The sequence below is a fragment of the Rhodococcus tukisamuensis NBRC 100609 genome (assembly GCF_001894985.1).
GTDB classification, from domain to species: Bacteria; Actinomycetota; Actinomycetes; order Mycobacteriales; family Mycobacteriaceae; genus Rhodococcus_G; species Rhodococcus_G tukisamuensis.
In genome coordinates this window covers 1-19,047 of record NZ_BCXG01000036.1, presented here as the reverse complement: position 1 = coordinate 19,047, position 19,047 = coordinate 1, and the positions used below count along the sequence as shown (strand labels likewise).

The 19,047-nt window shown below is 64.8% G+C and carries 20 protein-coding genes, 1 tRNA gene and 1 pseudogene; 12 read left to right on the top strand and 10 right to left on the bottom strand.

Translation table 11 applies throughout. The features are described 5' to 3' along the window. The first annotated feature begins 221 nt into the window (after positions 1–221). The gene (locus RT2_RS23390; protein WP_072847205.1) at positions 222–482 is read left to right on the top strand and encodes a hypothetical protein; all 261 of its coding nucleotides are present in this window, start codon (positions 222–224) and stop codon (positions 480–482) included. Positions 483–602: 120 nt separating this feature from the next. Beyond that, the gene (locus RT2_RS23385) at positions 603–1,283 is read left to right on the top strand and encodes a hypothetical protein (RefSeq protein ID WP_139191162.1); all 681 of its coding nucleotides are present in this window, start codon (positions 603–605) and stop codon (positions 1,281–1,283) included. Between the two features lie 804 nt (positions 1,284–2,087). Here the strand turns inward: RT2_RS23385 and RT2_RS23380 are convergent. The 3 genes from RT2_RS23380 to RT2_RS23370 form a co-directional block, all read right to left on the bottom strand. Then, positions 2,088–2,702, bottom strand: coding sequence for a class I SAM-dependent methyltransferase (locus RT2_RS23380; RefSeq protein ID WP_072847203.1), 615 nt, complete (start codon positions 2,700–2,702; stop codon positions 2,088–2,090). A 245-nt stretch (positions 2,703–2,947) separates the two neighbouring features. Beyond that, on the bottom strand, positions 2,948–3,169 hold the full coding sequence (locus RT2_RS23375; RefSeq protein ID WP_139191161.1) for a hypothetical protein: 222 nt from the start codon (positions 3,167–3,169) through the stop codon (positions 2,948–2,950). Between the two features lie 243 nt (positions 3,170–3,412). Continuing rightward, positions 3,413–4,360, bottom strand: coding sequence for a barstar family protein (locus tag RT2_RS23370; protein ID WP_072847201.1), 948 nt, complete (start codon positions 4,358–4,360; stop codon positions 3,413–3,415). 477 nt (positions 4,361–4,837) lie between these two features. Here RT2_RS23370 and RT2_RS23365 point away from each other — a divergent pair, with 477 nt between their 5' ends. Both RT2_RS23365 and RT2_RS23360 read left to right on the top strand, forming a co-directional pair. Then, the gene (locus tag RT2_RS23365; protein ID WP_072847200.1) at positions 4,838–5,320 is read left to right on the top strand and encodes a hypothetical protein; all 483 of its coding nucleotides are present in this window, start codon (positions 4,838–4,840) and stop codon (positions 5,318–5,320) included. A gap of 115 nt (positions 5,321–5,435) precedes the next feature. Further along, positions 5,436–5,522, top strand: a tRNA-Leu gene (locus RT2_RS23360). Positions 5,523–5,729: 207 nt separating this feature from the next. Here RT2_RS23360 and RT2_RS23355 read toward each other — a convergent pair. From RT2_RS23355 to RT2_RS23335, 5 genes are all read right to left on the bottom strand, one after another. Further along, the gene (locus RT2_RS23355; protein WP_245709226.1) at positions 5,730–6,566 is read right to left on the bottom strand and encodes a class I SAM-dependent methyltransferase; all 837 of its coding nucleotides are present in this window, start codon (positions 6,564–6,566) and stop codon (positions 5,730–5,732) included. 129 nt (positions 6,567–6,695) lie between these two features. Beyond that, positions 6,696–7,277, bottom strand: a complete 582-nt coding sequence (locus RT2_RS23350) for a GTP-binding protein (RefSeq protein WP_072847198.1) — start codon at positions 7,275–7,277, stop codon at positions 6,696–6,698. Positions 7,278–7,283: 6 nt separating this feature from the next. Further along, positions 7,284–7,673 carry a DUF742 domain-containing protein gene (locus RT2_RS23345; protein ID WP_072847197.1) on the bottom strand — a complete coding sequence of 130 codons (390 nt, stop codon included), beginning with the start codon at positions 7,671–7,673 and terminating at the stop codon, positions 7,284–7,286. Beyond that, entirely contained in the window at positions 7,670–8,092 is a 423-nt protein-coding gene (locus RT2_RS23340; protein WP_072847196.1) for a roadblock/LC7 domain-containing protein, read from the bottom strand. Before RT2_RS23340 ends, RT2_RS23345 begins: the two co-directional genes overlap by 4 nt. A gap of 2 nt (positions 8,093–8,094) precedes the next feature. Continuing rightward, entirely contained in the window at positions 8,095–10,545 is a 2,451-nt protein-coding gene (locus RT2_RS23335) for a sensor histidine kinase (RefSeq protein WP_072847195.1), read from the bottom strand. A gap of 783 nt (positions 10,546–11,328) precedes the next feature. Between RT2_RS23335 and RT2_RS23330 the strand changes: the two genes are divergently transcribed. The 3 genes and pseudogenes from RT2_RS23330 to RT2_RS23320 all read left to right on the top strand — a co-directional run. Next, the gene (locus tag RT2_RS23330) at positions 11,329–11,766 is read left to right on the top strand and encodes a hypothetical protein (RefSeq protein ID WP_139191160.1); all 438 of its coding nucleotides are present in this window, start codon (positions 11,329–11,331) and stop codon (positions 11,764–11,766) included. A gap of 275 nt (positions 11,767–12,041) precedes the next feature. Next, positions 12,042–13,091: a DUF389 domain-containing protein gene (locus tag RT2_RS23325; RefSeq protein WP_083577571.1), complete on the top strand. Its 1,050-nt coding sequence runs from the start codon at positions 12,042–12,044 to the stop codon at positions 13,089–13,091. A 96-nt stretch (positions 13,092–13,187) separates the two neighbouring features. Further along, a pseudogene (locus tag RT2_RS23320) lies at positions 13,188–13,430 on the top strand (transposase); the annotation flags it as partial. Positions 13,431–13,704: 274 nt separating this feature from the next. On the opposite strand, the gene RT2_RS23315 reads toward RT2_RS23320, so the two are convergent. Further along, positions 13,705–14,274 carry a GtrA family protein gene (locus tag RT2_RS23315; protein ID WP_245709224.1) on the bottom strand — a complete coding sequence of 190 codons (570 nt, stop codon included), beginning with the start codon at positions 14,272–14,274 and terminating at the stop codon, positions 13,705–13,707. Positions 14,275–14,687: 413 nt separating this feature from the next. Here RT2_RS23315 and RT2_RS25675 point away from each other — a divergent pair, with 413 nt between their 5' ends. From RT2_RS25675 to RT2_RS23305, 3 genes are all read left to right on the top strand, one after another. Further along, positions 14,688–14,894 (top strand): hypothetical protein, encoded by a 207-nt coding sequence (locus RT2_RS25675; RefSeq protein WP_092775959.1) that lies wholly within the window; start codon positions 14,688–14,690, stop codon positions 14,892–14,894. 240 nt (positions 14,895–15,134) lie between these two features. Beyond that, a complete protein-coding gene (locus tag RT2_RS23310) occupies positions 15,135–15,473 on the top strand; it encodes a hypothetical protein (RefSeq protein ID WP_139191158.1) in 339 nt (112 codons plus the stop codon). 340 nt (positions 15,474–15,813) lie between these two features. Beyond that, complete coding sequence (locus RT2_RS23305; RefSeq protein WP_072847192.1) at positions 15,814–16,485, top strand: SRPBCC family protein; 672 nt, start codon at positions 15,814–15,816, stop codon at positions 16,483–16,485. Positions 16,486–17,061: 576 nt separating this feature from the next. Here RT2_RS23305 and RT2_RS23300 read toward each other — a convergent pair. Next, positions 17,062–17,832, bottom strand: coding sequence for an IclR family transcriptional regulator (locus RT2_RS23300; RefSeq protein WP_072847191.1), 771 nt, complete (start codon positions 17,830–17,832; stop codon positions 17,062–17,064). Between the two features lie 257 nt (positions 17,833–18,089). On the opposite strand from RT2_RS23300, the gene RT2_RS23295 reads away from it, so the two are divergent. Next, positions 18,090–18,908: an SDR family NAD(P)-dependent oxidoreductase gene (locus tag RT2_RS23295; protein ID WP_072847190.1), complete on the top strand. Its 819-nt coding sequence runs from the start codon at positions 18,090–18,092 to the stop codon at positions 18,906–18,908. A gap of 39 nt (positions 18,909–18,947) precedes the next feature. Further along, positions 18,948–19,047, top strand: a 100-nt coding sequence (locus RT2_RS26900; RefSeq protein ID WP_139280384.1) for an NAD-dependent epimerase/dehydratase family protein, incomplete at its 3' end; no start/stop codon positions are given.

Genomic DNA, 19,047 nt, shown 5'->3' with positions numbered 1-19,047 from the left:
CGCGCTAGCCTGATTCTGCGCAGCCTCGACCTGATCGCGGCGCGATTCGCATCCCTACTGAGCCGAAACATCCGCCAGCGCCCGCACCGACACGACGCGACGCGACGAATGAGCAAAGACCACCGGGGACCAACCCGCCGGATCCCGGTAGTTCTCACCGGGGACAACCGCAGCGGAATGCGGTGTGATCACTGGGACGTACTCGGCGTCGAATCAGCACTGTGCAGGGGATCAACTTGAAGCGCTCACTCGTCGTTGCATTGGCCGGCGCAACCATCGCCTTCGGCACCGCGGCTTCGGCATCGGCCGCGCCGGTCGATCTCGGAAGTCCGTCCGATGTCGCCGATTCCGGCAGCAGCAACTTCTTCCGCGCGGCCCCCGGCGAGAACTCCGGATCCACCGACCTCGCCAACAGCGTGGCGGGCGGCCTCTTGTTCCCGGTGCTGTGTGTCTTCGTCGCAATCGTCTGTGGTCCCAACTGACCAGGTGCAGTTGTCGTACCGGTGGTCCTGGCGGCCGGCAATCGTCAGGCGCGTCGGGGGACCTCCGATCGCGGTGACGTCCCGGTTCCGGGTCCCGGCAATTCGAAATGGAGAAACATCTTGTCCAAGAACATGATGCGCCGCTGCGCATCGATCCTTGCCGCCGTGACGATCGGCGTCGGCGGGCTGATGATCGGTACGGGTGCGGCGGGCGCGGAGGGGAGTTCCGGGTCCGGGTCGGGAGACCTGTTGCCCGACAAGATCGGGCAACAACTGCTCCGGGAGTGCGACACCAGGGACTACATGTTTCCACTCTTCCCGTGCTGGGAACCGTGGGTGAGCGCGAGGACCGAAATCGGAGACTTCACGATGCGGTACCAAAGCCCAAAGTCGGTGGCACCTCAGAGTCGTGCCGCATACATCGTCACAATCGCCCGGAACAGCGAATCCGGTGGCGATGAGGCGCTCGTCACGAGCATCACCCATCAGCCCCCGAAGGGATTCAAGTTTTCCAAAACGGAGATCTACGGCCTCGGCTTCGAGATACAGCTCTCGGGCTGGCCTGCGACGACGGATCCCGCAACAGGGGCCGTCACGCTGACTGCACCACCGGAGGGTTGGCCGATGGTCGACGACATCAGGATCGAATTCCTCTACACGGCGGGTGACGCGCAAGACGGCGCCGACGGCGATCACGGTGCCAAATTCACCGGTACCGGTGTTCCGCCGGCAGACGGCTGGCAGCTGACGGGGCACACGCGAGTTGAGACCGTCAGCTCGCTCAACGGCGGATCATCCTGATCCGTTCGTCTCCGCGGCTTGTCACCGCCGGGATGGCCGCGACCGAGCCTGCATGGTCGGCGCGGTCATCCCACAGCCAGTGAATGGACCGAATGCCGAGCCCCGGCCAAGACAGCCAATCGTCCGTTCCACGACCTGCTGAACTCCCACGAATCGCAGCCGGTTGGCGGGCCAGCTCCCATCTCCAGCCTGTGTCCTTCTCAGCAGGAACCACTGGCGGACTGGCCTTCCATGTTCACGCGGCCGCCGTCGAGAGACGACCGCGCACCCTTCGGGCCCCGTTTAGTCATTGGGATTGCCGGGCGGGACTGTCCCCGGTCTGGTTGACACGGCACGATCGCTCAAACCGACACCTCGACCGAGCCTCGGCAGTCGACAATCCAGAGCTCATCCAGGTGTGATCTGGAGCCCTCCTCATAGGTGACTACCGACCGGTAGGCCTATCCAATCCGCATACAGCCCACCACGCTCCGTCATTGGTGAACACCCTTCCATCCACTCTTTTCATCCATCCATCCATCCATCTTTTCTCCATCCGTCTCTGCCGTCTCTGGGCCCACCGACCGAGCGCGACGGCCGCGACTGGCTGACCGTGTCCGCCGGGCTCGCGTGTGCCAGTGGATCGGCGGCGTGCGCACCGTGATGCCGCGGTTGGTGGGGTCGGTTCCGACCGACCCAGATAGCCGAGGGCGAGAACCGCAGTAACGCCTGGGAGCACGAACGCCCACGAGGGTGCCAACCTCTGCCACGATCAGGGCGCCCGCGACGCCCAGCACCCAGGCTGCGGGCAGGTTGGTCAGGATTTCAGCGCGAGAGGGCACGAGAAGCCGACCGCCTGCATGTGTACACCACGGCGGGCGGCGCATTGCGCCACACCACCGGACCGCGCACCACCTCATCGAACATCCCACCAAGCGCGCCGCGGAAACCCCGTGCCCCCGGCAACCATTGTGCGTGCGGGTAGGCCAGGGCGCTGACAGCACCGCCGGGCACGATCACCCCCGCAATCTGGTCGAGAATCTCGCGCTGCTTGGTGGCGCCGATCAGCGACCACGGCAGGGCACACACGACGGCGTCGACGCGGTCCACCCCAACGGAGTCCAACAGGACTACCAGATTCGAGGCGTCACCGTAGAGCGTCTCGACCCGAGGCCGGGTTCGACGCAGGTGCGTCACCAAGTCGATGTCCACCTCCACGGCCAGGTGTCGACCGCCGGCGGGCAGGCGCGCCGCGATGGCATCGGTGACCGAACCGGTCCCCGGACCCAACTCGACAACAACGGGCGACCCCGTGCTCGGCACCACCATCGACAGCTCCGCGGCCACCGCCGGCGAGCTCGGTGCGATCGCACCGACGGTCCGAGGTTGCCGGAGAACGGCTTTCGCGAACTGCCAGCGAATGTGTCGATTGGGTGTCATGGCGTGAACAATCCTCAGTTCCACGCCGGTACACATCCGGGTCGGGTACCCATTCTTCGCCCGATCTTCTCAGGGGCAACCCCTAGAAGACCGCGCCGCGCGTTCGGGCCCCTACCAAGGGTTGGTAGGGAGTTCATGGCTCGACCTCACCAAACCTCCTCGACACCGTCGAAGCCTGCGCGGATGAGCTTCTCGAACAGACACTTGTCATCTGCATGCCCCCGCGACGGACCGAGTGCAGCCCACTACTGACATTCCGTGCAGTCGACTCCGGACACTGACACCGATCTCGACCAGAGGCCGACGTAGGCATCCCGGCGACCGTGCTGCGTCTCGGTCGAGGAGACCTGGCCCATCCCCGACCCGAATTCCAACATGAGCTGATCGTGTGTCGCGTTGCCAGAGATGATCGGGTGCAACCAGACCCACAGCTCGTCGAGCAGGACGTTGGCGATCAGCAGTCGCATCAGGAGGCCGTCGTTGGGCCACAGACGGATCCGCCACACATCATCAGGTGTGGTGATCCCAGGCCATCCGTAGTTGACGAACCCACGCCCACGGCTCTCGGTCAGGTAGTCGTCGGATCGGGTCGACTACGTGGGCGGGCGAGCACTCCCCGCACAAGCGGCCGCGCGAAGTGTGGTTAGTCGACGCCCTTCCTCGGGACGCGATGGGAGAAGCACAGAAGGCGGCGCTCGCCCGGTAGTGGGTCAGACGTCGAGGTTCAGGCCGCCTCCATGACCGTCGCGTAGTTCGCTGTACTTACCGAGGAGCCGCTCCCTCTCCGCTCCGAAAGGGTAGCCGGCGCCCGTCGAAGAACCCACTGTCAGGCCGGCATCACGCAACGCCACATAGACGTCCTCGTCGATCTCGCCGAGGTCGCCCTCCCCGCGTATTCCCACCGACACGACCACATCACAACGCTGTCGCTGCGGCTCTGCGGGATGCTCAACTGAATCATCCGAATCGAGTTGGACCGGGTCGAGGATCTGCCACTTCGCCCACCCACCAACCCGCTCCACGAGCGTGAACGCGATGACTTCGATCATTGCCGCGGCGTCAGCGTTGGTCGTTTCGAATTCGAACTCGACGATCTCCTTCGCTGTGATCGGCCAGGAACTCGGTGGTGTGTCCCAGAGGCTCCCAGTTTGGACCGGTCGTCCATTGACGGGACCGAGATCGTGGGCGGTCGATTCGATGATGCACAACATCGGGTGCGAGAAGAGCGCCGCCAGGCGCGCATGCATCGCGAAAATGGTCAGCAGCACATCTGCCGTGTGACGGTCCAAGTTCACCAGGGTGTCGTAGCCGGCAAGGGCGAGGACTGTGCCGGTGGTATCCGGGTCACTGCCGTAACGAAACTCGCCGACGTCGTACATCAGATCGTTGAAGGCATCGAGGTTCTTGCCGTAGAAAGCGGGGAAGGACAGTGCACCGGCCAACACCGTGTGCACGTCGGTGACGGTGATGCTGTGCTGCAGATCGATCCGATGGACCAGGTAGCCGAGTTCATCGAGTCGCCGAGAGGCACAGTCGAGCCCGAATCGAGTGTCGTACCTGTACACGGATCCGTTCTGCAACAGGCTCCAGTCGAAGCGCTGCCGTTGCGTGTCGAAGAGCTCTCGATCAATCGGGTCGAAGACAGGACCGCGAGGCATGCCCGAATCGTAGATCAGCGGTCGCTCCGACGAAGGCGCGTCTTCAAGACGCGGAACTGGAGAAGGCACTCCCGGGCGTACAGCCGGCACCGGTCCACCACATCCCTGGCCGCGTCGAGCGATCCCCAGACGTACGCCATGAACGCGTCGTCGAATCACACGCGATCTTCAGATTCTGTGAGTGCGGAAGTACCTTCCCAACGGGTCAGCGTCGCCACCGTAAGGGACCGAATCCACCGCGCGCGAGAGCAACTCACCGAAACACTCTCGCCGCTGCGCACCTCACCGTCATAGCCCGACACCGCATCACCCACCCGCGAGGACACCCGACGCCTTCGCGCCGGCCGGATCACATCACACAGTGTCCCGGAAATTCACGGCAGGTCGCCGGGAACCTTTCACCGGTCACGCCGCATCCAACATTCAGTGACCAGGCGAGAACAGCTCGCCTGGCAACGCTGAAAGGACCTGCAGCTGATGAACGCTCCCCTCGACCCGCTGAACATCGACCTGAGCGGCCTTCTCGAGCAGCCGGGCACCACGACCGCGTCGTCACAGTCGATCGACGCCGGCGTCTCCACCCACAGCAGCATCCACGCCGGCTCGGGCGTCGAGATCTCCCTCGATCCCACCGGCGCCATCACCGCGGTGATCGAAGGCGGTGTCGCCGCGGAGACCGGCTCCCATGCCTACGGGAGCTACGACGCCGTCGACGCGGCCACTGACACCGCGACCGGGACCACCGACGTGTCAATCACCTCCGCCGACGGAAGCGCCTACGCAGACGCCGGGTTCGAGGCCGGGGGCGAGCTAGGCATCACCCTCTCCCCTGGAGACGGCGGATTCCCCGAACTCGACATCGCATCCGAATCCGGCATCGACACGTACGGCGACTACGGCATGCACGGCAGCTACGACACCACCGAGGTCCACCAGGACGTCAGCCTCGACATCGGCTGACCACGCCCCCACGACCGTGCCACAGTCATGGTGCGACGGTCCGTCACAGCACTGGGCGGCCTGTCGTACGCCGATGCCGCTCACGGCGCGCGCCCCCTCATCTGGCGACATGCATGCCCGTCCGGCCTAACTGGCAGACGCGCCGGATTCAAAATCCGGTATCCGCGAGGGTGTGGGGGTTCGATTCCCCCGGCGAGCACCATCCACCACCACCATCTGCCGGATCGGCCGACGCCGAGGACTCCTCGTGCCGCACCGGGACGAGGTGACGCCGCCGACGACGTGGTGCGCGCTCTGGTTCCAGCTCACCGAGAAACCGGCCCCACGGATCTTGGTACTCACGCTCGGAGTACCAGTCGTGCAGGTTGACAAGGGTTGAGCGCGGCGAGGCTGAATCCTTGAACAGCTTCTACGTTCGTTTCGCGTGGACCAACTGGACCAGGCTCATGGGACGCAGTGCGTCGTTGCGGTCCCAGAAACCGATCGGGGCGGCATCTGCCTCGGCGAGTGACGATTCGACGTCCCACCCAGAGCCAGTGAGCCATCGCGTCACCGTCGCCGAATCGGGCGTGCACAACCAAGGCTCCCCGCCCTTTCCGAGTGCCTCACCGACGGCAAGGGTGTATTCCCTGGCTGCACCGTCGCGGCAACCCGGAGGTAGGAAGTGATCAAGGACGAGACCCGATCCGGACGGCACTGCGGACAGCTCACCGAGCACTCCTCGGATGGCAGATTCCTCCAGATACATCGTCACTCCGAGCCAGGAGAAGAACACCGGCTTCGAAGTGTCGAGACCGGCACGTTCGAGCGCGGAGACGATGCCGACCTCGCCGAGATCGAAAGGGACGTATCTGCCCACATCGGATACGCCGGCTGCGGCGAACAATGCCTGCCTCCATGCCAGCACACCGGGCTGGTCAACCAGCCATGTCGCGCAGTCCGGCGTGACGTAGTGAGCAGACGTGTCCAGACCCGAGCCGAGCACGACATATTGCCCGGCGCCGGCTTCGCGAAGACTTCGGGCCGTGAAATCGCTACGTATCGTCGCGGAAAGCCTCGCGGACGCGAGAATCGGAGCCTTCGGCTGAGCGAGTTGATACCCGAGCGGCGACGACCCTACCGCCTCACACAATGTCCGCGCCACAGGATCCGCGAAGGCATGAGGCACATCATCTACGACGGTGTGTGCTGCCCGAGCGGCGGCGGACATGAGCGCTGACGGGCTGGGAGCTTCTTCTGCATTCACCTCAACCAACTATCACGACGCCCAGCTTGACCCTGGTGGGCGCGCCGACAGAGGACGATCGCGATAGGCAGTGAACCGCCCCGGTGAGTCCGGAGACTGATCCGGCCGCGACGACGAACGTTGCGTTGCTCAGGCCACTGAGCTGCTGGTCTGGGCGATGAGGTGTTCGACGAGCGTTATCAGTACAGACTTGCACGAATCGCGATCACGAGCGTCGCAAAGCACGATGGGGGTTCTGGTGTCGAGGTCGAGTGCCTCGCGAACCTCGTCAATTGTGTAGGCCTCGGCGCTGTCAAAGCAGTTCACCGCGATCGTGAACGAGACTCCGCGCCGTTCGAAGAAGTCGATGGCGGCGAACGAGTTCTCCAACCGACGGGTGTCTGCGAGAACGACGGCGCCGAGGGCCCCGCGCACCAGTTCGTCCCAAAGGAACCAAAATCGGTCCTGTCCAGGCGTGCCGAACAGGTACAGAACTAGGCTTTCATCGAGGGTGATACGACCGAAGTCCAGGGCCACGGTGGTCGTGGTCTTGCCCTCCACGCCCGACAAATCGTCGATGCCGGTGGACAATTCGGTAATCGTTTCCTCGGTACGTAGTGGTGCGATCTCGCTGACCGAGGACACCATCGTGGTCTTACCGACCCCGAAGCCGCCGGCTACGAGGATTTTGACCGAAGCAGCCAGGTCGGCTGAGGACGCATTGTCATGCATAGTTGTCTACAGCTTTCGGATTCCATCGAGCACTGCTTGCAGAATGTTCAGGTCGCCGATCCCGGCAATGTCGTTGTAGGAGTCGCTGCTGGCGGGAGCCCGGAAGTTCAGCATTCCCTCGGCGATGAGATCACCGACCAGGATTTTGGTTACCGCCAGAGGCAGATTCAGGTGCGCCGAGACCTCGGCCACCGACTGCGCAGTACAGCACAACTGAACGATCTCCGCGTACTCCGTTTCGATGTGCTGCAGCCGCGGAGCGGGGGACACGGTCACTACGAGCGTGAGCATGTCGAGATCGTGTCCCGCGCCCATCGTGCGGCCCCGCGTGACGGCGTACGGGCGGACCAGAGGACCGGCCGCATCGTCGAACCACGGTTGACCTATACGTGTCACGGCAATCTACGCTCCGTGCTCGGCACACCGTTACGAGGATCGGCAGACAGATAGCTACCGACACGCTGCACAGTCAGGTTCATTTCATACGCGACCATGCCCAGATTCGCGGTGTCGTTGGCTTGCAATGCGATACATGCGTTGCTTCCGGCCGCTGTCACGAACATCACCGCATTCTCAAGTTCGATGACGGCTTGGCGAACGCTGCCGCCTTGAAAGCGATGTCCCGCGCTGCGTGCCAGCCCGTACAAAGTGGCCGACATGGCACCGAAGTGCTCGGCGTCCTCACGGCTCATGGACGTGGATCGGCCCAGCAGCAGCCCATCGGTGGAAAGCACGACTGCGTAGCGCACCCCGGCAAGACGATTGACTAGATCGTCGAGAAGCCAGTTCAGGTCACCTGAGTTAGAAGTCTTCACAGTCACCTTCCTTCACCTTCCATTTCGTCCCTGGTTGTATACCCGGGCGGGGGTTCCGAATGCCGAGCCTGCTGGGTACCGTACGCGATGGCGGACATCAGATCTCGCGCTTGCTCCGCCGACCGCGACGGCTGCTGCGCTTCCACCTCGAGCTGAGGATCGTGCGCCAGCTCCGGTGCCAGACTGGCCTGCCGGCGACGGCGAGGCAGGCTTGGGCGAACGCCACCGCCATTGTCGGGCAACGGTTGCGGGATGAGGGACTCCGGTTCGACAGCGGGGGTCGTCGGCTCGTGCCACGGGGTCGCCACAGAATGTTCTGTGTACTCGGCCTGTGACGTGCTATCGATGTACTCGACGTTCGCCCACGCCTGCGGCGGTGCCACCGGCTGTTCGGCGGGAGGCACTGGAGTCGGGGGCACCAGTGTCGCGACACCCACTGCAGCCGAGACAGATTCGGCAGAACTGGGTTCCGGGATCGCGCTGACCATCCGCCCTTCGGGCCGACGTCCGGCGAACCGATCTGGCACATGGCCAGTCATAGGTGTCGCCTCGGCGGCGACCACCGAGTTCGGCACCAGCACGATGGCACGGATGCCGCCGTACTCGGATTCGGTTAGCTGCACAGAGATTCCGTGCCGAACACCCAGCTGCGAAACGATGAACAATCCCAGACGTGAAGTCGCCGAGAGCGTGTCGACACCGAAATCCGGTGGATTGCGCAGCATCTCGTTGACGCGGTCGAGTTCTTCGGCGGACATTCCCATGCCCTGGTCGGTGATCTCGATCGCGACCCCCTTGCCGACCACGTTGCCGCTCACTTCGACGCGCGACTGCGGCGGGGAGAACGCCGTCGCATTGTCGACCAGTTCGGCGATCAGGTGGATGAGGTCGGCGACCACGTTGCCGACGATGAACACCTGAGGCATGCGGCGGGTGTGCACCCGCGTGTAGTCGAGGCTCTCGCCGATCGCGCTACGCACCAGATCGGACAGCGGCACCGGACTCCGCCACTGGCGGCCGGGCTCGCCGCCACCGAGGATGATGAGGTTCTCGGCGTTGCGGCGTTCGCGGGTCGCCAGGTGGTCGAGTCGGAAGAATGTCTCCAGCAGGGCGGGATCCTCTTGGCTTTGTTCGGCCTCGTCCAGGACCTCGAGTTGCCGGTGCACCACCATCTGGCTTCGGTGGGCGATGTTGAGGAACACCGCGCGCACGCCCTCGCGGGTGCGGGCCTCGGTGACCGCGGCGGAAACAGCCGCTGTGTGTGCACGGTTGAAGGCCTGTGCCACCGAGCCGATTTCGTCGTCACCGAAGTCCAGGTGCGCAGCTTTGGGATCGATTTGCTCGCCCGCGCCCAGCTTGCGCATGGTTTCAGGCAGTTCGACCTCTGCCAGGTCCAGTGTTTCCTTGCGTAGGCGCTTGAGCCGCCCGATCAGTCGGTTGGCCAGCCATAGCGACAGCAGGAACGCCACGAGCGCAAGCGCGAGCACGGCGGCACCCACCCACAGTGAGTTCGCCGCGGTGCGTTTGCCCTCGTCGGCAGCGATCTGGTTCGCATGGTCGTTCAGGCCCTTCCACGCGCCGATCACGTCTTCGGACAGCTGTTCCTGCGCGGTGCGCCACTCGGCGAAGGTCATTGGCGGTGCCGGGACGTCACCGTTCTTGTCCGGCTCCGGTGGGTTGATGAGGTAGTCCTCCATCGCGGCCACCTGCTGCCAGCCGGGAGAGGCCAGTGCTGCCCGGATCTTCTCAGCTGCTGGATCAGCGCCCAGGTCGGCGGCGAGCTGCGGAAGTACGGTCCGGTAGAACCCGACCAGATTTCGATAATCGTTACGCATTGGACCGCTACTGAGCTGTCCCTCTAGTTCGGCAGCGGTGAGCGCGGCGGAACGTGACATTCCCTCCATCGCGTGCAGGACGCGCACGCCATTGAGGAGCGTGACGCCTACCTCGGCGTCGGGCGCCTTGGAGGTGATGAGGTTGGTGCCGAGCGCAACTGCATCGAGAATGCCGTTGTAGAGGGCGTATGTGTCGTCGATCGACATTCTTCCAGCATCGATCAGACCGCGAATCTGGGGCAGGCGAGCTATCAAGGTGTCGAATCCGCCAGTGTCGGCACCCATGGTGCCCTCCGACACGCTCTGCAGCCTTGATTCGTAGGGGGCCAGCGCCTCGAACGCGGCGTCGAGCCTGTTCCGTGCTGCGCCGAGCGCGGCCGGATCGCTCTGTTCACCGGACAGATGCCACAGCGACAGCATCCGCTCCTGTTCTACCCCGGCAACCACGTCGCGAGCGTGGCTCACGGCACCTCCGTTCGCTGCCGCCCATTGTTCGGCCTGTCGGCCCTCACGTATCAGGTATCCCGCTGTGCCTACACCGATCCCGAGCAACGCCAGGCTTGGAACCAGTGCGATGGCCAGGATCCGAGCGCGGATACCGAGGCGCACTTTCAACATCCGGGGAATATAGCTGGTCGAATACCTCACGTGTACTTCGGCCTCACTACCCCGATCTTTCTTGATTCGGCTGGGCCGCTTGGTGTTTAACGCCATCCTCGGGCGGGTCGATGTAGATTGCAAGGCTAACGAATTTCTCTATTCGTAGTGCTCTAGAGACGATGGCGGACCTGGCCGACAGGGACTGCCCCGGCGGTGTCCCGTGCGGCCGGCCCGATCGAAGCGATGCGCGCGAGTGCGTTGAATGATCGGCCGGTGGAACGCGGAGGAAGGCGGGCCCCGCCTGACCCCCTTCGTCGCCCACCGGCGAGGCGACTGAGCCGACGGGTAGCCGACGGGTAGCCCAAATCCGCCCCGGCCCTAGGCGGGGCCTCAGAGCTCGGAGACGAAGACGCCTGGATCAGGCGCCAGAGGAACGACGTGCAGATCCTGAAGCCTTACGCGCGACCTTGCGCCGGCGACACCCCGACCGTCATTCGCGCAGCTGGGGTCGTTCCGGATCACGCGTGTTGCACTGCGGTTTTGCTGCCATCCCCCACCCCCGTCGTAGAGCACGCAGGCGCGGCACGGATGAGGCAGGGCGACTGGTCCGTGGGTCACGCGCCAGCCATTACTGGAACTGATCCAGATTTATGTGATTTGGAGCCTTCCCGAAGTGTGGTTACCAACCGGCCAACCTAGTCAATCCGCATGACGCCCACCGCCACCCACCATTGGTGAACACCCCTCCATCCCCCTTTCTCTCGGACTCTCGGACTCTCGGACTCCGTAGCGTGATGCCTCATGAGTTCCGAATCAGCTGCATGCGAGGTGATCGCCAACTTCGCGCAGTGGAGCGCGGATGGGCGTTTCTCCGCACTACGGTCGTTGATTCCCGAGGATGGCGACGGACCGCTGCTGGCCTCGTTTCTGCTCGCGGTTGCAGCCGATACGACAGAAGACGACTTGGTGAGGATCGAAGCGGTGAGGGTCTTCGCGATCCTTCGGATCGATGACGATTCCCTTGCCGGGAGATGCCGCAGAGCGCTGATCCACCTGGCCCGGACAGACGACGATTGGGATGTCCGCAACGCTGCCGGTTGCGCTGTGTTCGACCTGCCTGGCGCCGAGCGTGAACTCGAGACGATGCGCTCCATGATCGCAGCGGAGCAAGAGTGCTTCGTGCGCGAGAATGTCGGAGCCGCACTGGCCATGTTCCTCCGGCGCCGTGATTCCGCTTAGTTCCATCCGCCGGACACCTGAACGCACACCCACCGCCACACAGAATTGGAACTCATCCTGACTATGGAGTGAGAGGACATTCTTCGACGTGGAGACATCGAAGCCGAAAACAACGATCCTGACCTACTCCAGGACGCCGCAGGAGGTCATGACCGAGCCCGAGAAGGACACCAGTAAGGCAGGGTGGCCAAGTACGCCCGCTACGGTTGCTGGTGATAACCGGCCGTCGATGCTGCTCGCACCTCAGAGCACCGCCGGTTGAAGGAGGCAATACTGTGCTTCATCTGCGCGTCATCTCGCCGAGTGAGCGGACCGGAGAAGTGCTGCACATGCTGGCCGCCGAACCCGGTGCTACCCATGTGACGCTCGCACTCAGTGCCGCCATCGATCCGCCCGGCGATGTGATCGAGGCGGATGTGGCGCGTGCCTGCGCGAATGATGTGCTCGCCGCGTTGACCGCTCTGGATCTGGTGCGGACGGGCGGAATTTTGTTCGAGCCGACGGGGACCGTGCTTTCCCGTGCCGGGGAGCGGGCGGATGCTGCGGCCCCGACACGGCCGGACGGAACGGTGGTGTGGGAGCAGTTGCTCGGTCAGGCGCGCGAGGGGGCCCGACTCACTCCTACGTTCCTGGCGTTTCTGGCGATCGCGTTCCTGCTGTCGGCGGTAGGCGTGGCGACGGCCTCGCCGATGACCCTGGTCGGCGCGATGGTGGTTGGGCCCGAGTTCCGGCCGCTGGCAGCGCTTTCGGTGGGTCTGGTCCGCCGGGACATCGGGCTCGTGCGGACTTCGGCACGCACCCTGGCCATCTCGTTTCCGGCGGCGATGGTGGTCACCGCGCTGGCCACGCTGCTATGGATTCGCCTCGGCTGGATCGGGGTCGGTGATGTCGAGAACGCCCGCGCCTTCGATTTCATCTACGAGGTGGGGCCATTCTCGCTGGTGGTGGCGCTGCTGGCGGGGGCGGCAGGCATGTTGGCGCTGGTCACCTACTCCTCCACGGTCCTGGTGGGCGTGTTCATTTCGGTGACGACGGTGCCGGCCGCCGGTTTGGCCGTCGTCGCGGTCTTCGCGGGAAAGTGGAACGTGGTGCTGAGCTCGCTTGCTCAACTCGGCGTCAATCTGATCGGCATTGTGCTCGCCGGGGTGGCTGTGCTGCTGTTGTTGTTACTGCGGGACGGTCGCCAGGGCGGGTCGGTCATGCGCCGGGAGCCCCGTTCCGGACCGCCTCGGAGACACGGAGCTCCCGCGGCCACCGCGAGGCCTCGCCGCCCAACGTTGCGGCCAGATCGTCCCATCCCGGGCGAGCACGAGTGTCAGGACTAACCTCGCACTTGCACACTGACTGCGGAAGGGACTGCCCCCGGTTTGGTTGACATCTGATCTGTGAGGATCACTCCTCACAGCGGAAGGATGCTCCCCATGCCGAAGGCGTTTCCCGAGGAGTTTCGCCGCGACGTGATTGCGGTTGCCCGCAAGGGCGAGGCCCTGCTGCGTCAGATCGCGAAGGACTTCGGCATCTCCGAGGGTCGCCTGCACCCCTGGCTGAAGATCGCCAACCGCGACGACGGCATCGAGACCGGTAGCAAGCCATCGAACTCGGACGAGTCCGCAGAGCTGCGAGGAGCCCGCAAGAGGATCAAACTCCTCGAGCAAGAACCCGAATCGGCCAGCACGTCGGCGCACAACACGCACAGCGTGATCATGGCGCCAAACAGTGGCGACAAGCTCATTTGACATGCCCGAGCTTCGGCAAAGCGATCCGGCGTTCCGTTGCACCTTCCCACATCTCGACAACGGGAGGCCGGCACAGGCGCTCTAGCGACACGTCCTGCATCTCGGTCCAGGGAACCTGGGCACATCGGACTTCAACCGGCATGAACCCTGGAACCCATCCAAATTTGTGTGATCTGGAGCCGTCCTTAAGTGTGATTACCACTCAGTAGACCTCGGGGCTGCTCGCGGAAGCAACGTCGGCGTTTGTCTTCCCTTCCAGATTTGGTTCGTCCAATTCCGCTTGCGGCATCAGAGGATTCGGAAACACGAACTTGCGCATCGCCCACCAACGGAACACCGTCGCGAGGAGGGTGCCGACGACGGTGGCACTGACGAAATCGGCCAGGTTCTCCGCGATGAGCGACACATGTGGTGTCTGGAGAGCGAACACGTACCGTGACACCACCAATGGCAGCTGGTTGATCACCAGACCGACACCTGCGACCACGAAGAACAATGCTGCCTCGTGCCGACGCTCTCTACCTCCGCGAGCAGTGAACGCCCACTCCCGGTTGAGCACGTACGACAGCACAGTGGCCAGCAGCACCGCTACAACATTGGCGGTAACCGGCTTGCCATCTAGGACCGTCCACTTCAAACCGAAGAACAGCACTGACGTGACGACGAACGCGATCGATCCCACTGTCAAGAATTTCAACAGCTCCGCGTTGCGCACGAACACTGCCAACAACCGACTCGGCATCCGCGCGGTGACAAACCGGGTGAGGAACACCGAGACAGGCTACAGAAGGAACGGACCTGCACGATCACGCGACACGCTCGGTCGCGCAGCCTGCCTCACCGAGGCGGTCATGCTCCTGGCCAGGGCGAGCATCGGTCTGCCCGACCGTGCATAGCTCCGGACAGGGCGATTCTTCGCACGTTCACCTGCGCCGCGCGTGCCCTGATCGAGTTCAAACTTGTCCGCAACCCCCGGATCACGTCCTCCCTACACCGGTTTACTCCGCACCTACCCCCGTCGGACCGGGTTCAGGCGTTCGCCCCCGAAGGACGGGTCGGACTTGCGACTTTGCCGTGCCGGACGGGACGTTCTCCACCTCCGCCGAAGCAGTCCCCACGGCCACGGCCGCGCTTGAACAATGCTTCCCGAGTAACAACCGTCCAGTACGCCGCGACAGACAGGGCATGACGAAGATGAGAGCCGCGATCACCGTGGGACTGGTTGGTGCGCTCGTATTGCTCGGAGGCGGCGCGGCGAATGCGAGCCCACCGGGGTTCGACCCGCTGGGTGGTCTACCGTTGCCGGTCGCCGACCTCCTTCGCGCCGTCCTCGCACCAGTCGTGCAGTTGGCCGTGGACGCATGGAACTTCTTCGGCGCGCTTTCGTCCTAGCTCGCGCACGGCCTTCCCTGCGGAGCCGAGTACTGACTCAGACACCTTGCGGCCGTTGGAACATCACTAGATATCGATCAACTCAGGGGGGATGGAATGGTCACACCTGGCCGACGAGCACTTGCGTTGTCCGCGCTGGCGTTGGGCTTGGGGATCGCCGTAGCGCCGGCCGCCGGGGCGAATCCCCCGCCCGCGCCGCCGCCGCTGTCCTCGGGGTCTTCAGCGCCTACGCTGCCGACCTTGCCTGGGGGCCTCACGCAAGGGGTGCTCACCGCCGCATTCGATGCCGGGATGCCGGTCGTCGAGGCCACGGGAACCCAGAAGCCGCCGTGGTATTCGAATCCGACGGTCTTCTACCGCGTGGTCACCGACCGCAACGCGTTGTCGACGCCGTCCCCGAAGTTCGTCGTCACCGGTCAGCGGCCTCCAGAAACATTCGGGGTGCTCCCGACCGGGGTCGCTGGGCCGATCGCCACCTGGGATCCCCGCGGAACCGACCCGAACGTCCAATGGACGTTCGCGGCTACACCGACGTTGTGCGCAGCGAACTGCGCCGGGGTTGCGTACTTCACGTACTGAGACGAGCCGCCCGCCGCGGCATGGCGGTCCGGGACGGCGGGCCTGTCCCGGACCGCAGAACCGGACTCCACGTTCGCCAACTTCCAGTTGGGTGCCGGCGGGTTGCGCCCCGCGCCGCGCTCGGATTGCTCCACTCGGACGCATGACCGGTTCCTCTCTCTTCTCCTCTTTCTTCCTTCTCCTCTCCAAGGCCGTCTCGCAGGGACCCAACCAACCCGCCACAGCCGTTCCGCGGTCCAGCGGGACTGATCCCATACGAGGTCGTTCGAAGGCACGGGCGGCGTATCATTCGCCCGGTTGCCGAAGGGCGGCAACGGTCTCGACGGGTGAGGAAACACGAATGGTCGAACGTCCTGAGCAGCTCTGTGGCCGGCGGTCCGGAAGCTCGGCACCCAAGCTTCTCGCAGCCTGCGTGCTGGTCACCGGCATCGCGTTGGGGGGTACGGGAGTTGCCGGGGCCGAACCCGATTCGGGTTCCTCGTCCACACTGGACGCGGAATGGGAGGCCTCGTGGGCGGCCTACGAGTTCGAGGAGAGCCACGCCGGCCCGGCACTGGTAACCGTGAACATCGACCTGCCCCTCACCATCGACGCGCCCATCGATCGCGTGTTCCCGGCGTATTCGAACTTCTCCAACAGCTTCGGACGGCACCCGTTCCTGAAGGGCGTGCTCGATCGCCGCAAGTACACCGAGGGCGGCGCCGACGTCTGGGAGTTCATCGCCCTCGAGGACATCCCGGCAGGTCCGGTATCGATCCCGGGACGCACCGTCGGGCAGCAGCGGGTGTACGCCGCCGACCACTGGTACAGCACCGACACCTGGGACATGCCCGGCGTGATCACCCACCAGAAGGTCACCTTCGCCGAGAACGGCGACGCGACCACGGTTACCGAGCACCTGACGTTCTCGGCGCCGGCGGCGCTGATCGACTACACCGTGCAGAACGGCGTGTCCTCGCACATCGCGAACCAGCAGGCCATGCAACGCGACATCGAGAACGGCACGCTCTAGACGCTGATCGCGACAGTCGAAAGCCAACCGCGCGCATCTGCGATCACGAGGCATCGAGGCGGTGATCGCCGAACCGGGCGGCCAGAAGCGCAATTGCCTCCGATGAGACAGGCGCAGTGGCCGTCCGTTGGCTTAGATGCCGAGAAGCACAAGGGACGCAACGTCGTCGAGCGGCCTTTCTGCACCCTCATGCTGTGGCGAGCCCTGGCTGCCCGCTACGACAACTCGCTCTGACCTACCGAGCGGGAGTGATGCTCGCAGCAGTCTGCGGCGGAATGCTCAGCATCCCGCCGGTGCGTCCTCCCCCGCGAAGCCGCTCAACAGGCACCACGCTGCGAACATGCCGAGCCGAACTGGACATGTTCCTCCGACGCCGCGATTCCGCCTAGGCACAGCCGCCGGAGACCTGAACGCACACCCGACCGACAACTACATGGAACTCATCCAAATTTGTGATCAGGAGCCATCATCAAGTGCGTTTACCGGCTGGTCGACCTAGGGAATTCGCCTGCAGCCCGGAGCGAACCGGCAAAGTCGAGCACCACCTCTTCTCTCTTGTGCGGTGTCCGGGAAGCCCTACCCGAGGGCGTCCCTGATCCGCCGCACTGCCACCGTGAGGGCGGGGGTGAGAGAGTTCAGCCGCGCCGGGTCGACGTGACCGCGGAGCGAAACGCAGGCCATGGACACCGGCTCACCATCGTCGTCCCGAACAGCCACACTGACCGCGGACTCGCGGTGCTCCAGGTGTCCGAACATCAGCGACATGCCATTTCGGCGACGAATCGTGAAGAGCTCCTCGTGCAGAACCCCGAGATCGACCCCGTGGTCGTTCCGCCCGGCGTAGAGCGCATCGACCTTCTCGATTGGCAGTGTCGCGAGCACCGCCCTGCCCTCCGGGGTCTGATGTGCAGGGGCGCGCCCGCCGACACGGGTGCGGATCATCGGCGCACAACGTCCGCCCACCTTGTCCAGATACACGACATCCGTTCCCTCGAGCACGGCGAGGTGGGCGATGAGCTTGGTCGCCATGTTCAGATCATGGAGGTGGGGAGCGGCCGCCGCCCGCAGGTCGTCGCGCCCGCCCGAACCGCCCAATTCGAGCGCCCGGCAGCCAAGACGATAAAGCCGGCCCGTGCGGGTGAGCCAGTGCAGCTGGGCCAGTTGCTCCAGGATGCGATGGGTGGTCGATCGGGGCAGCCTCGTCCTGGCCACGACATCCTCTGCGCGCAGGTGCGACGAGGGCCCCTCGAACGCGCCGAGGATCAACGTCAGGCGCGCCGCGTACGACGGGTCGCCGGCGTGGATCCCCGCAGGGGGCCGAATACCGGCAAGGTCTTCGGTGTGCATGGGGCTCCTATCCGGGTGGCGGCCCCCATTCTGTCAAACGCCCGGACATCCGGCTGTCCGCCCCAAAAGTGTCACGCGCCAAGCAAAAAGGCTCCCGCTGAGTGGACCGGCACCTTGCCTTGATCCGTTCCTGGCGATTTCGAGGGCAACGGCGAGCGCCGCGCCGATCGCTGCCTCTCGGCCGGGCCCGACCAGGGTTTCTCACTCATCGGGAATTCTTCCCGATCGCGGAGCGACGCTCGGTGTGAGATGGGCGCATGTCACACCGAGCAGCCTTCACCCCCGGCGCGATGCTGACCGGGCGGCGCGCGGTCGTCACCGGCGGCGCAGCGGGCATCGGCGCGGCCATCGCGCGCAGCTTCGCCGCGCATGGCGCGGACGTCCTCGTGGCCGACGTCGACCCCGTCGGAGACCTCGACTACGACCCCGCCGCGGGCGGGCGACTTCACGCGATCGAGGCCGACGTCTGCACGCAGCAGGTTCACCCCGCGCTGATCGACCACCGGCCCGACATCCTTGTGAACAACGTCGGACACTTCTTGCGCGGACCGCAACCCTTCACCGCGGACACCGCCGAGCAGTGGTCCCGACTACACGAGATCAACCTCGGCCACGCCTTCCGCCTGACACATGCGCTGCTGCCGGGAATGACCGAACGCGGACGCTGCGGCGCGATCGTCAACCTCACCACCGTCGAGGCGCACCGGGCCATCCCCGGGCACACGGTCTACTCGGCGTACAAAGCTGCGCTGATGCAGTTCACCCGCTCGCTTGCGGCTGAAGTGGGCCCGGCGGGCATCCGGGTCAACGCGATCGCCCCGGACCTGATCGACTCGGCGCAGGTGCCCTACGACGACATCGTGCCCACCGAGGATCTGCCCCTGTGGCCCACCTGGTCCCCACTCGGCGGTCCGGGCCAGCCAGAGGACGTCGCGGGCGCCGCGCTTTTCCTCGCCTCCGACCTGTCCCGCTTCGTCACCGGCAGCACCATCCACGTCGACGGCGGAACCCACGGCTCGGGCGGCTGGGTGCCGCGGGCCGCGGGCGGCTGGACCAACCGCCCTCGCAACCCCTGACCCTGTTCTCATCGGCTAACACTCGAAAGGTCCACTGCTGTGAAGATTCTGGTTCTCGGAGGCACCGGCATGATCGGTGCCCACGCCGCCCTCCATCTGCGCGAACGGGGCAATGACGTAACCCTGGCTGCCCGCGGTC